Annotated in this window: 12 protein-coding genes; 7 read left to right on the top strand and 5 right to left on the bottom strand. The window is 66.5% G+C overall.

Annotated elements, in window-relative coordinates; genetic code table 11:
* Window positions 1-21 precede the first annotated feature (21 nt).
* The 3 genes from G5C50_RS21200 to G5C50_RS21190 are packed head-to-tail and all read left to right on the top strand — an operon-like array spanning window position 22 to window position 3,205.
* The gene (locus G5C50_RS21200; RefSeq protein WP_165072688.1) at window positions 22-2,229 is read left to right on the top strand and encodes a GH32 C-terminal domain-containing protein; all 2,208 of its coding nucleotides are present in this window, start codon (window positions 22-24) and stop codon (window positions 2,227-2,229) included.
* Window positions 2,229-2,654, top strand: coding sequence for a GNAT family N-acetyltransferase (locus G5C50_RS21195; RefSeq protein ID WP_165072686.1), 426 nt, complete (start codon window positions 2,229-2,231; stop codon window positions 2,652-2,654). The genes G5C50_RS21200 and G5C50_RS21195 overlap by 1 nt, the downstream gene beginning before the upstream one ends.
* The gene (locus G5C50_RS21190; RefSeq protein WP_165072684.1) at window positions 2,651-3,205 is read left to right on the top strand and encodes a PH domain-containing protein; all 555 of its coding nucleotides are present in this window, start codon (window positions 2,651-2,653) and stop codon (window positions 3,203-3,205) included. Before G5C50_RS21195 ends, G5C50_RS21190 begins: the two co-directional genes overlap by 4 nt.
* Window positions 3,206-3,211: 6 nt before the next feature.
* Here the strand turns inward: G5C50_RS21190 and G5C50_RS21185 are convergent, their stop codons facing one another.
* The gene (locus G5C50_RS21185; RefSeq protein WP_165072682.1) at window positions 3,212-3,520 is read right to left on the bottom strand and encodes a hypothetical protein; all 309 of its coding nucleotides are present in this window, start codon (window positions 3,518-3,520) and stop codon (window positions 3,212-3,214) included.
* A gap of 127 nt (window positions 3,521-3,647) precedes the next feature.
* Between G5C50_RS21185 and G5C50_RS21180 the strand changes: the two genes are divergently transcribed.
* Entirely contained in the window at window positions 3,648-3,887 is a 240-nt protein-coding gene (locus G5C50_RS21180) for a hypothetical protein (RefSeq protein WP_206107792.1), read from the top strand.
* A gap of 16 nt (window positions 3,888-3,903) precedes the next feature.
* Here G5C50_RS21180 and G5C50_RS21175 read toward each other — a convergent pair whose 3' ends face one another.
* Complete coding sequence (locus G5C50_RS21175; RefSeq protein WP_165072678.1) at window positions 3,904-6,540, bottom strand: M1 family aminopeptidase; 2,637 nt, start codon at window positions 6,538-6,540, stop codon at window positions 3,904-3,906.
* 39 nt (window positions 6,541-6,579) lie between these two features.
* Entirely contained in the window at window positions 6,580-7,275 is a 696-nt protein-coding gene (locus G5C50_RS21170) for a hypothetical protein (RefSeq protein ID WP_165072676.1), read from the bottom strand.
* A gap of 348 nt (window positions 7,276-7,623) precedes the next feature.
* Here G5C50_RS21170 and G5C50_RS21165 point away from each other — a divergent pair, with 348 nt between their 5' ends.
* Complete coding sequence (locus G5C50_RS21165) at window positions 7,624-7,884, top strand: hypothetical protein (protein ID WP_165072674.1); 261 nt, start codon at window positions 7,624-7,626, stop codon at window positions 7,882-7,884.
* 88 nt (window positions 7,885-7,972) lie between these two features.
* Here G5C50_RS21165 and G5C50_RS21160 read toward each other — a convergent pair whose 3' ends face one another.
* Entirely contained in the window at window positions 7,973-8,518 is a 546-nt protein-coding gene (locus G5C50_RS21160; RefSeq protein WP_165072672.1) for a hypothetical protein, read from the bottom strand.
* 235 nt (window positions 8,519-8,753) lie between these two features.
* Between G5C50_RS21160 and G5C50_RS21155 the strand changes: the two genes are divergently transcribed.
* Window positions 8,754-10,775, top strand: a complete 2,022-nt coding sequence (locus G5C50_RS21155) for an NAD(+) synthase (protein WP_165072670.1) — start codon at window positions 8,754-8,756, stop codon at window positions 10,773-10,775.
* A gap of 12 nt (window positions 10,776-10,787) precedes the next feature.
* On the opposite strand, the gene G5C50_RS21150 is transcribed toward G5C50_RS21155, so the two are convergent.
* Window positions 10,788-12,371: a sulfatase family protein gene (locus G5C50_RS21150; protein ID WP_165072669.1), complete on the bottom strand. Its 1,584-nt coding sequence runs from the start codon at window positions 12,369-12,371 to the stop codon at window positions 10,788-10,790.
* A 223-nt stretch (window positions 12,372-12,594) separates the two neighbouring features.
* On the opposite strand from G5C50_RS21150, the gene G5C50_RS21145 reads away from it, so the two are divergent.
* Entirely contained in the window at window positions 12,595-13,056 is a 462-nt protein-coding gene (locus G5C50_RS21145) for a hypothetical protein (protein ID WP_165072668.1), read from the top strand.
* Window positions 13,057-13,080 lie beyond the last annotated feature (24 nt).

Raw genomic sequence — 13,080 nt, 5'->3', positions numbered from 1 at the left:
CGCCGCACAGGACGACCCGCGATGATCTCCCGACCTGGCCGATGGGCCGCAACGCTCCTCGTGCTCCTGGGGTCTTGCGCCCCGATCCCCACCCTGGCCGCCGACGGAGAAATTCGCGACAAGACGCTGGTCGTCTGGGCGGCTCCCGCGAAGCCCGAACAGCCCGGCGCGGCCCCGCTGGCGATCCAGCGACCCGGCGGTCCTTTCGACGCGATCGTCTACGGCGAGATCGCCCGATCTCGCTGGATGGCCGGCAGCGAGCACTTCCGCCGCACGCAGACCAACCAATCCAACTGGCCCGAGTCCGTGACCCGACCGGACGTCGCCGTGCAGGTTGCAATCGCGTACAAGGGCAAGCACGTCTCGATCTATCGCGACGCCAAGCCCTACGCCGAGTACGACATGGCTGCCGAGCCGGCTACCTTCGATGCGTCGAGCGTCGTGCTGCTGGGGTTGCGGCATCTGGAGTTGATGGGCGGCGGGACGACGTTCCAGGGGTGGATTGAGGACGCGCGGATCTACCCCGTCGCGCTCGACGCTGAGGCCCTTGCGAAGTTGAAGCCCGACCAGCCGTCCGACCCCAAACCGATTGGCTGGTGGACGTTCGCCGACGGCAAGGCCGAGGACCAGATGGGGACTTTCCCGCCGGCATCCCTCTGGGGCCCGGCGGGCGTCCACGAGGGCCGGCTGCACCTGGGCGGCGGCTTCGCGATGATCGGTCGCGGCCTGGGGACGACGCGGACTCGCGAGACCGAAAGCTGGCCGAAGTACCACATCACAGCCCTGCCGGGCGAGGGGCTCGCCCGCCCGTACGACGCCAACGGCTGCATCTACTGGCGCGGCAAGTATCATCTGATGTACATTTACCAGGATCCGAAGCTCCCGAAGGGGGGCCACTGCTGGGGCCACGCCGTCAGCACGGATCTGGTCGACTGGACCTTCCTGCCGCCGGCCCTCGTCCCCGAGCCCGGCGACAAGGACGTCGGCATCTTCAGCGGCAACGCCTTCGTCAACAAGGACGGCGTGCCCATGCTCTGCTGGTTCGGCGTCGAGGCCGGCGTCTGCGTGGCGACCGCCGAGGACGACGACCTCATTCGCTGGAAGAAACACCCCAAGAACCCGATCATCCCCATGCCCAAGGCGGGCGAGCCCGGCCACGGCGTCTACACAGTCTGGGATCCCTACCTCTGGCTCGAAGGGAACGACTACCTCTGCCTGCTGGGCGGCAACAAGCTGCCCAACGGCAAGGACACGCTTTATGCGATGAAGTCGAAGGATCTCTCCTCCTGGACGCCGATCGGACCGTTCTTCGAGCATCCCGATCTCTCCTGGACGACGACCGGCGAGGATTGCTCGTGCCCGGACTTCTTCCGGATCGGCGACAAGCGGGCGCTCCTGTGCATCAGCCACAAGGTCGGCGGCCGGCTTTACATCGGCCGTTACGAGAATGAGCACTTCTTCCCGGAGAAGCACGTCCGGATGAACTGGCCCGGCGGGCAGTTCTTCGCCCCCGAGAGCCTGCGCGACGTCAAGGGTCGTCGGATCATCTGGGCCTGGGTGACCGACCCGCGCACCTTGCTCACTCAGAAGGCCACGGGCTCCGGCGTGCAGAGCCTCCCCCGCGTCATCGACCTCGACGCCGAAGGCAATCTGACCATCAATCCCGTCTCGGAACTCGAACGGCTGCGACGGAATGAAGTCCATCCCGCCGACCTGAAGGTCGGAGATGAGACCGTCGTCCCCGGCGTTCGCGGCGACTCGCTGGAGATCGAGATGCAGTTGAAGCCCGCCGAGTACGACGAGTTCGCCGTCTCCGTCCGCAGCACGCCCGACGGCTCCGAGAAGACGACGATCATCCACCGCCCCGGCTCGAAGACGCTGGCCATCGATTGCTCGAAGTCGACGAAACGCGAGGACGTCGTCTACACGAACGGCCCGCTCGACACCGGCGGCCTGCTGCGGGGCTCCGACTACGCCAAGCCGCGAAACGTCTTCGAAGCCCCGCTGGAATTGAAGCGAGGCGAGCCGCTGACCCTGCGAATCTTCCTGGACGGCCCGATGCTGGAAGTCTTCGCCAACGGCCGCCAGTGCCTCACCCAGCAGATCTTCCCGGAAAGCAAGGACGCGCTCGGGGTGACGGTGTCCGCCAAGGGCGGCCCGGTGACGGTTTCGACCAAAGCCTGGGAGATGGCGCCGGCCGTGTTCGTCGACAAGAAGGGGGCGCACTGATGGCCCTGACGTACCAGGTGGAGACCTACCCGAGCTTCACGCCCGAGGAGTTCGTCGACGTTCTCGTCCGCTCCACGCTCGCCGAGCGCCGGCCCGTCGACCGGCCGGAGGCGATCCTCGCCATGCTGGAGAACGCGGACGTGATCCTGACGGCTCGCGACGACGGCCGATTGGTGGGCGTCTCGCGGGCATTGACGGACCGACAATTTTGCACATACCTGTCAGACCTGGCGGTGGACGTCGCCTACCAGGGCCGGGGGATCGGCCGTGAGTTGATTCGACTGACTCACGAGGCGGCCGGCCGACAGACGACGCTCATCCTGCTGGCCGCCCCCAAGGCCCGAACCTATTATCCACACATCGGCATGACTGCGCACGATTCCTGCTGGGTCATCCCTGCCGGCCCGAGGCCCGACCCGTCATGACCGACGACGAGAAGCCCCTGCGCGTGGTGCGGCCCGTCCCGCTGACGAGGGAGTTCGGCCTGATCGGGGCGATCCACAGCCTGGGCTTCGCCCTCTTCCTGGGATTCTTCGCGCTGATCGCGCTGAAGCTCGGGGCCGACGCCCTCAACGGCGGCCGGGGGGACGCCAACCTCCCCTTCGCGCTGGCATGGGCGGCAACGACCTTCGGCGTCGCCTTCCTCGCGCTCTGGTCATTCCACTACTGGAAGCTGATCGCTCAGCGCGAGCGGACGTCGTACCTGATCTTCCCCGACCGCGTGGAGGTCCGCCGCGACGGCCGCGCCCGCCCCGTCGACGTGATTCCCCTGGCGCGGACGGCCGGCGTGCAATCGTGGTCGGGCCCGATCCTGCGTGCCGACGGACTGGCGACGCTGACCCTGATCGTCGAGGAGCCCGCCGGCCCCTCCGGCAGATCGCGGCACGTCTTCCACCCGCTGCCGAACGTCCCCGATCACGAGGCCGCCGCGGACTTGATTCGATCGTTGAGCGGCGGAGACCTGACGCCGGCCTGAGAGGGTTCAGTCGACTTCGGGCTCGCCCTCGGCCATCTGCCATTCGTCGGCGACAGTCGCGCGGCGGGCGTGCCAGCCTATGGGGAGCGCAGACAGATCGGCGAGGGTCGGGTCGATCTGGATCATGTCGCCCAGGTAGACGACCACGCCGTCGTCCTCGAAGACGTGTTCGCCGTCGAGGAACTGCCAGCCGTCGTCGTCATGAGCGACCAGCAATACGGGAGCGCCGTCCCGGATGATCCGGTCGAGCGTGACGACCTCTTCGTCGGGCGAGTCGTCGAAGGGCCACTGATCGGGGTCGTTGGTGAGGCTCATACGGGACTCCTCGGCCGTTCGAGGCAAGATCTTGAAAGATTTTCGCCTTGGCGGATTTGGCGAGGGCGGTATTCTGGGCCGTCCGGTCGGCGAGAAGCCGTCCGCTTTTCTCACGGAGGAGACCGGGATGACGTCGTTCTTCCGCACGACAGCGCTGGTGGGCGCAATCGCCCTGGCCTCGGGCTGCTCGGGCCCCCGCCATTTCGACCGTAGGGCCAGCGAGGTTCGGCTGCCAACGGCGCCGACCCTGGAACCAAGCCCGCTGAACATCGATCCGGACAAGGTCGGGACGGTCGGAACGCCCTCACCGCCGGTAAGAAGCGGCAACGTGCAGGTGCCGCCGCTGCAGCCGCTCGGCGGTGAGTGACGAACCGATCGGATGATCATTCGGGCTTGCGCTCGTCGAGCCGTTTGCGAATCTCTCGGATCTGCTGATCTATCGCGTCGAGTTGCTTCCGGACGTCGGACAGCGGGTCGACGGTCGGGGCGTCGTCCTCCTTCGGCTTTTCCGATTCGGGCGCCGATTCAGGTTCCTTGAGGGCCTTCAGGGCGTTCTCGAGCGTGCCGCGCGCGTCGGCGTTGAAGCCGAAATCCTCGGTTTGCAGCCGCTTCTCCAGCACGGGGATCGCCTTCTTGATCCTGTGAGTTCGGATCAGTTCCCAGGCGCGGGTGCGGACGTTGCGGTCGGCATCCTCGGCCAGGGGGACGATCAGATCCTGGAGCGCGGCGTCGTCCTCGGCCAGTTTCTCAAGCGCTTGCAGGGCGGCGTAACGGAGCCGGGGCGGCTGGCCAGGTGCCAGGTACGCCGCGGCCATTTCGCGAGCCTGCGAACCGGGCCGATCCATCAAGAGGCTGAGGGCCGTGGAAGCCAGCGTGTGCCGGCCGACGGTCATGGTCAGCGCGGAGTTCAGGATCTTCTCGGCGTCGGCCACTCTCCAGGCCGTCAGACCGCGGAGCGCTGCCTTGCGAGCGCCGTAGGGGGCCTCGGGATCGGCCCAAATCTTGCGCAGGAGGTCCTCCGAGGCCCCGTCGCGGGACAACCTGGAAAGCCCGGTCACGGCCTCGACCCGAACGCGAGGCTCGGCGGCCGCGGCGGCCTCGACCAGCGCCGCACGGAACGGTTCCTCGCCCCGGGCGATCGTCTCCACCATCTTCACGGCGGCCGACGGCGACTTCTCGCGCTTCCAGGCCGAAGCCCGAGCCTCCCGAACTTCGGGCGAGTCGATCGTCTCGTCGGCCAGCGATTCAGCCGCCTCCAGCCGCACCATGATGTTCGGCCCGTGCTCCAGCAGGAAAAGCCGTTCGGCCAGGGGACGATCGAAGGCCATCGTCTTGGGGATCCATCCCTTGGGGTCGATGAGCACGGCCTTGGGCTCAACCGGCGCGGGGAGGACGAACTCCTGGATCGGCCCATCGATCACGATCGGGGCCGACCGCGACTTCCCGGGCGCCTCAACGATCTCCACGGTCGTCGGCAGGCGGAACATCGGGGTCTCGTCGTCGATCTTTTGGACCTGCTCCACCTTCACGCGGACCGTCGAATCGTCGGGCTCGTACCGCCAGGACGCCTTCATCTCCGGGTGCCCGGCCTTGTAGAGCCACTGGTCGAAGAACCAGCCGAGTTCCTTGTCGGCGGCGGTTTCGAAGGCCTTCTGCAGGTCCTCGGTCTCGACGTTCCGGAACTTGTTCACGGCGACGTACCGCTTGATCCCCTTCCAGAACGCCTCGTCCCCCAGGACGCCCCGGAGGGCGTGAAGGACCCAGGCGCCCTTGGAATAGGCCATGCCGTCGAAGAGCTGCGTTGCGTTATCGTATCGGTATTCGACGATCGGTCGGCGGTAGGTCCGATCGGCGGCCAGGTACGATTCCAGCTCGCCGAGCATCTGGAGCCGGAATTCGTCCTCGCCTTGATCCTGTTCGGTGAAAAGGGGGGCGAAGTACGACGCGAATCCCTCATTGAGCCAGAGGTGGGACCAGTCCTTGCACGTCATCAGGTCGCCGAACCACTGGTGGGCCAATTCGTGGGCCACCAGGTATTCCTGGCTGCGTTCCTGGGCCTCCAGGCGGTCGAGCAGCGACAGGTCGGGCATCGAGGTCGCCGAGGTGTTCTCCATGCCGCCGTAGAACTCCGGCAGGCACACCTGGGCGTACTTCGGGTATGGGTAGGTCTGGCCGGTGGCCTTGTTGAAATACTCGATCATCTTGGGCGTCTTGCCCATGAACCGCCGCGCGGTCTCCTCGTCGACGTTCTTCAGGACGTAGTACTCGACGGGGAGCGAGCCGAGCGTGTCGCGGAAGGCGTTGAATTCGGACGCCGCGATGGTGATGAGGTAGCTCGAATGGGGCTGCTCCATCTTCCAGTGGAACATCCGCGTCCCGTCCGGGTTCTCCTTCGTCTCGACGAGGGTGCCGTTGGAGACGACCGAGTACGGTTTCGCGACGGCGACGACCATCTCGGTGGTCGCCGGGTCGTTGGGAGCGTCGTAGCAGGGGAGCCAGAAACGGGTCTCCTCGGCCTGGCCCTGGGTCCAGGCAGCCCTGGGCCGATCGGGATGGGCGACGTCCGGCGGCACGAAGTGCAGGCCCTGCTCCGGCTTCCCCGAGTAGGCGATCGTCGCGACGAAGTTCTCGCCCGGCGGCCGAGGAGGGTCGAGGGTGATCGCGAGCACGTCCCCCTTGTGCTCGAAGGGCGCCTCAACGCCCGCCGCGCCGATCGTGACGCGTCCGACCTTGAGCTTCGCCCCGCAATCCAGTTCCAGCCGAGACAAAGGCGCGTGCAGCGGGGCGATGGTGTGGGCGACAGTCCCCGCGATGGTCCCGGCCTCCAGATCCAGCTTCAGGTCGGCCCGGATGTGTTTGACGTCGAACGAGCGGATCCGCTCGGAACGTCGGGGCGTCCCCGGCTTCGCGAACGCAGGATGTTCCTCGGGCTCGGCCGAGGTCGGAACCTGGGCTCGGGCCGTCGCGACGAACGCCGCCAGCAGGGCCGTGAAGAGAAATCGACGCTTGGGATACAACATAAGTCCATCCGATCGAGGATCGTCGCAAGTCCGCCGACGTCAGAAGAGGGGGAGCGGCGGGGCGACGTCACGCCAAAGGAGCCAGAGCACCCAGCCCAGGCCCACGAAGAAACAACATTGGTCAAACAGAGGGACTGGACGTCGCCCCTTGCCGGAAAGTGCAAGCACGACCCAGACAGCGACAATCGCGGCGACGATCCCCTCGGCTCCCTCGGCCACGACTCGCCAGGCGAGCGGGCTGAAGTACGAATCGGGATGCGAGAAGATCAGAGCGCCGAGCGTCTTCTCAAGCGGCCAGCCCGGCCAGAGGGTCGCTTTCTTGCCGGGAATCTGCCCGAACCAGTTGAGTTGATGGAACTCATACGCCAAGGTCGCCAGGAAGACCCGAGTGCAGAGCAAAGTCATCGCCGCCGTCGCCGCGAGCACGCTCGCCCCGCCGTACGACCTCGCCGAACGCCGCAGTTCCACGCGTCCCCGCGCCATCGCGATCAGAGCGAGGACCGGCGTCCAGAAAGCCAGGGCCGCCACGACGATGTACGTCGCCCGATCCTGCGGCGACCAGTACCCCCGCGGATTCTTGAGCACCGTCACGAGCGTCGGCGGCAGGCCGATGGTCAAGGCGACCGCCGCCGTGATCGCCATGAGGTGGATCAAGCGATAAGGCCGTCGGCGGAGACGATGTCGGTGGCCAACGACGGGTCTGGCGGCGCCGACTTGCGGGGCCTCTTCCGGCATGGACGCTTCTCCTCGACCCCAAAGCCTACCGTCGGTTCTCACCAGGAGTTCCGTACAAACGCCGCGAAGGGATAAAACGCGACGAAGGAGACAAAGGCCGCCGACGATGCCAGACACACCCAATCGAACCATCCCGTCGGCCGTCGGCCAGCGCCCGTCAACGCGAGAGTCAACCAGGCTCCGACGATCGCGCAGGCCACGGCGCGCCCGCTGCCGCCCAGGCTATTCACAAGTGGGCTGTACTCGCTGAGAAAAATCGAGCGATAAGCCCCCCGTAAGTCGGGAGCCGGGTCGTACCAGTCCCAAAGGGGAGAGACCCGCAGTCGCCGGAATTCGCCCAAGGAAACGATGAGCACCGCCCCCAGCGCCGCCGAAGACGCCGCGACGGACGCCGTCCCGTACGACCGCGCCGCCCACCGCCTTCGATCCCGAGGCCTCGCGAGCCGAGCGATGGCCAGAAAGGGGCACCAACAACAGAACATGACTACGATTCTGGGAGACCACCTGGGGGGAAGTCCACCCAACTCGATCGAGTCCAAGATCATCCTGTCCATCAGCGGCCATGCCGCGAGAGTTGCCGCGACCCCAGCCGTCAACGCCATCATGTGAACGATCCGGAGCGGCTGGACTGCTTCCAGATCGGAGACCTCCGCCAGTGATGCCGAAGGTTCAGCCTGCATAGCCGGAGCTCCGTTACCTAGATCAAGCACGTCGCGAGGTCATGGAACGCGACGCAGAGCACGAGCAGGATCGACGATGTCAAGCAGAACCAGTCGAGCCACCCCGCGGGACGTCGGCCCACGCCCGTCAGCGCGAGAGTTGACCACGCTCCGAGGATCGCACACGTCGCGGCGGGGCCGCTCCGGGCCAGACCATCCACGAGTTCACAGTATTCAGGGTCGATCGCTAGCGATTTCGACGCCGCGGATTCCAGCAGGAACGCCGTGTAAATCCCATACTTAGGCAAGAGGAGTTGTGCCAGCGACAAGATGAGAGCGAAGCCCAACGCCGCCGTCCCCGCGGCCACGGCCGCCGTCCCGTACGACCGCGCCGCCTGCCGCCTTCGCTCCCGGGGCCCCATGAGGCGAGCGATGGCCAAGAAGGGGCACCAACAATAGAACGTGAGGACAAATCGGGACGGCCATTCGGGGGGGAGCCCGCTCAATTCGCGCGAGGTCAGGATCATCCGATCCATGAGCGGCCAGGCGGCGAAGGTTAGGCCGGCGGCGGCTGTCAGAACCATGGCGTGGCTCAATCGGAAGGGCCGAGCCGATTCCGAGCCAGGGGACTCCGAGGGGGAACCTGAAGGCTCAGATTGCATGGCCGGGGCTCCGTTCCGAACCGGCCCGGCGGGGGCCTGTCGAGGATGACGCGGGAGGCTTGCGGCGCATGACCTGCATTGATGCCGAACCCATCCTGTTTTACTCTCGATGAGAAGCTCCGGTCAATCGACCGGGCGATGATGCTCCGGGGATGATATGAACGCATTCGGAATCGTCCGCGTCGCCTCGGCGACGATTCGAACTTCGGTAGGCGACCCGGCGGCCAACGCCCGCGAGGTCGTCGGCGTGCTGGAACGGACGGAGGGCTGCGACGTCGTCCTCTTCCCGGAGCTTTGCCTCACCGGCTACACCTGTGCGGACCTCTTTTACCAGCCCACCCTGCTGAACGCCGCGGTCGACGCACTGGCGGCGGTCGTCGAGGCCAACACGGGCCAGCCGCGGATCGTTGTCGTCGGGCTGCCGCTGGGGGTCGGCCCACACCTTTACAATTGTGCGGCGGTGATCGACGGTTCGGGCGTGCGCGGGCTCGTCCCCAAACAACACCTGCCGAACTACAAGGAATTCTACGAGCGCCGCTGGTTCCACCCGGCGCGGGGCGAGGAACCGGCCGAGATCGACCTGCTGGGCCGACCGACGCCCTTCGGCATCGACCTGCTTTTCCCCGTCGAGGGCGCGGGCGACGCCGGCCGCGACGTGATCCTGGGCGTGGAGATCTGCGAGGACCTTTGGCTCCCCATCCCCCCGAGCGCCTCGCAGGCTCTGGCCGGGGCGACGATCCTTCTGAACCTCTCGGCCAGCAATGAGACGATCGGCAAGAGCGCGTATCGGACCGACCTCGTCGTCGGTCAGTCCGGGCGTTGCATGGCGGCCTACGCCTACAGCGGATCAGGCCCCTCCGAGTCGACGACCGACCTCGTCTTCGGCGGCCACTGCCTGATCGCCGAGGACGGCCGGATGCTCGCCGAGTCCCGCCGCGTGGGAGACGGCCAGCCGATCGAACGGGGATCGTACTGGATCGAGGCCGACGTGGACGTCGACCGGCTAACGTTCGAGCGACGGTCGGCGGCGACGTTTGAATGGCCCGTCGGACCAGTCCGCCCGTTTCGCCGCATCGGCGTCGGCCTGGGGCTGTCGGAGCGTCCCGACCTCAAGCGGTTCGTCCCCGCCGCGCCCTTCGTCCCGGCGAACGGCCCCGAGTTGAACCGCCGCTGCGCCGAGATCTTCGAGATCCAGGTCGCCGGCCTGGCCAAGCGCGTCGAACGCCTCCCCGCAGGGACGACGCTGCACATGGGGGTCTCGGGCGGGCTCGATTCGACGCTCGCGCTCCTGGTGGCGGTCAAGACGCTCGACCTCCTGGGAATGGACCGGAAGCTCCTCCACGGGCTGACGATGCCGGGGTTCGGCACGACGAACCGCACGCGGACGAACGCCGTCGACCTGATGGAGCATTTGGGAGTCTCGTCGGAGACGATCGACATCTCCGGCCTGGCCTTCCAGTCGTTCCGCGAGTTGGGCCATTCTCCGTTCGGTATCGACGCCCGCCACATGAATCTCTCGGCGTTTCGAGCGGCGCTGCTCGAACTCCCTGAGGAGAACCGCAAGGACCTGACATTCGAGAACGTGCAGGCCCGGCTGCGGACGTTCCTCCTGATGTCGCGCGGGTTCGTCGTCGGCACCGGGGATCTGTCCGAGATGGCGCTCGGGTGGTCGACGTACAATGCCGATCACATGAGCATGTACAACCCCAACTGCTCGATCCCCAAGACGCTCGTCCGGTTCCTCGTCCTATATGCGGCGAACCACGAATTCCCTGCCGGCCCCACCCGCGACACGTTGACCTCGATCGCCGAGACGACCATCTCCCCGGAGCTGTTGCCGACCTCCAAACGAGGCGAGATCCTCCAGGCCACCGAGGACTCCCTGGGCCCGTACGAGCTGCACGACTTCTTCCTCTACCACGCAATCCGCTGGGGCTGCCCGCCGGAGAAGATCCTCTACCTCAGCCGTTTCGCCGACTTCTCCAAGCCGTACCCTCCGGCCCTCGTCGAGAAGACCCTGCGGACGTTCATCACCCGGTTCTTCGCCCAGCAGTACAAGCGTTCGTGCGTCCCCGACGGCCCGAAGGTCGGAACCGTAAGCCTCTCCCCGCGAGGCGACTGGCGGATGCCCAGCGACGCCGACGCCTCCGCCTGGCTCCGGTGGGCGGAGCAGGACTGATGCCGCGAAGCGTCAGGGCCGCGGCGTAATCGGCGCAGGCTCGAAGTCGGTCGGGGTGACCCATCCGGCCTTCAGTTTCTCGCCGCGCAGGTAAGCGTCATAGAACCCTGCGTTGCTGGTCGCCTTGTACTCGTCGAAGACGAGGCCGCGGCCGAGCATTCGGGGGTCGCCCTGGGCTCGCAGCTCGGATTCCATCCGATCGCGCAACGAGCGGACGCGGTCAGCCTGGGCTGGGTCGGCGGCCAGGTTGCGGACGCAGTCAGGGTCGTTGCGGAGGTCGTAGAGTTCGTCGGCGGGGAGCATACCGAAACAGAGCCGCCAGAACAGGTCGGATCGGTCCTTCCGACCACGCTCGAGGATCAGGCTCTTGCTGGGACCGCCGTCGACGTCAAGGTAGCCGGTCTCGGGATTCCCCGCCGGCCATCGCGAGGGCTCGTAATTGCGCAGGTAGAGGAAATCGGCGTCGGCGATCCCGCGGATCGGGTATCCCCAGTCGTGCGGCCTGCCCACGTCCGTCCGCTCCTTGCCCACGAGGACGTGATCGCGGCCGGCGACGATCCGGCCGCCGTGGTCGGCTTCCAGGATGGGTCGCAGGGAATCGCCGGTGATCGGCTTCATGCCGGCCTTCGCGACGTCGACGCCCGCATAGTCGAGGAACGTCGGCGCGAGGTCGGTGAAATCGACGAAGTCCTCCACGACCCGCCCCGGCGACTTCAGGCCAGCGGGCCATCGGATCAACAACGGAACATGGTTCGAGTCGTGGTAGGCGAAGCCCTTCACATGGGGGAACGGCATGCCGTGATCGCTGGTGACGACGACGAGGGTGCGCTCCAGCAGGCCGCGTTTCTCCAACTCGGCGACCATGCGTCCGAGGTGGGCGTCGAAGTGTTCGACCTCGTAGGCGTAGTCGAGCAGATCGTCGCGGACGACGTCCGAGTCCGGCAGGTAGCCTGGAACGTGGTCGACGTCCGACGGCTTCTTGCCCCCCTTCGACGCCCCCGAGCCAGCCTCATAACCACGGTGCGGCTCAAAGCCCCCGTACCAGAAACACCAGGGGTTGCCGGCGGCGGGGGTCGCGTCGAGGAAATCGGAGAAGTTCGCCGCGTAGTCGAGGTCGGAGATCCCCTTCGTGGGCGGTGGGCTCTTGCGCTTCTGGTGGGCCGTCCCCGTGAGTCGCCGAGGCTTTCCCGAGGCGTCGTTCGCCACCCCCGGCCCCCAGCCCTTGCCGGTGAAGCCGACCCGCCATCCGGCCTCGACGAGCGCCTCCGGCCAGACCTTCAGATCGGCCGGGAAGTACGCCTGATGGTTGCCGGCCTCGCCGTTCTGCCAGAGGTGCCGACCCGTCAGGACGATCGCACGCGACGGAGCGCACTTCGCCATCGGCGTGAAGGCGTTCGTGAATCGAATCCCTTCGCGGGCGATCCGATCGACGGCCGGCGTCTTCACCCAGGGCGTTCCGTAACAACCCGCGTGGACGCTCCAATCGTCGGCGATCGCGAAGAGGATGTTCGGCCGCTTCTCCGCTTCAACGGCCGACGCCTCGGCACAGACCAGACCAAGCAGAGCGATCGCCGAGACTAATGACGTCCCCTTCATGAGTCACCTCCTCGTTCGAGCGAACGCGATCCCGCGGCCCATCGTACAACCATCGAATCACATCCGTAAGGGGGCGAACTCTCGACCCAGTATTAATGAATTCGGTATTCCGACTTCATTCGCCCTTCACACATCGCGCTAGAATCGAAGTCCTCCCCCCTAACGTGCGCATTCGTCTCACCGCTTGCGCCAGGATTCAGAACGAGGCAGAGGATCGGACGACGTGGGCTTTGCAGACAAACGATCGAGAGTGAAGGCCCCCTGGCTGGCCATCGCCCTGACGATATTCGGTTGCGGCGAAAGCGACGAACTCGAACGAGCGGCGGTCTCAGGCAGGGTGTCGGTCGACGGCAAGCCGCTAACGAAGGGCCATATTCAGTTCATCCCCAAGGAAGGGGACTCGCGCGGGGCCTCCTGGGGCCAGGTGGTCGACGGCTCCTACACGATACCCGCCTCTGAAGGTCCGGCTCTGGGGCCCTACACCGTCACCATTATTCCGGCAGACTCGGACGCCGGCGCCGCCGGCGCGTCCGATGAGGTGCCCGGCGAACCATCGGAAGGGGATGCGCCGGCGGTCGTTTACACCTCGAAGTCGCCCATGGAGGCGACCGTCAACCCCGCTCAGTCCAACAATTTCGATTTCGACATCACGGCGACCAAGCCCTCCCGCCGCAGCCGGCGTTGAACCCGCTACAGCCGTCGATGAACT

This window comes from Paludisphaera rhizosphaerae, assembly GCF_011065895.1.
In the GTDB taxonomy this organism is placed as follows: domain Bacteria; phylum Planctomycetota; class Planctomycetia; order Isosphaerales; family Isosphaeraceae; genus Paludisphaera; species Paludisphaera rhizosphaerae.
Note: the sequence above shows the minus strand (reverse complement) of the source record. Positions and strands in the feature narration are given on the sequence as shown.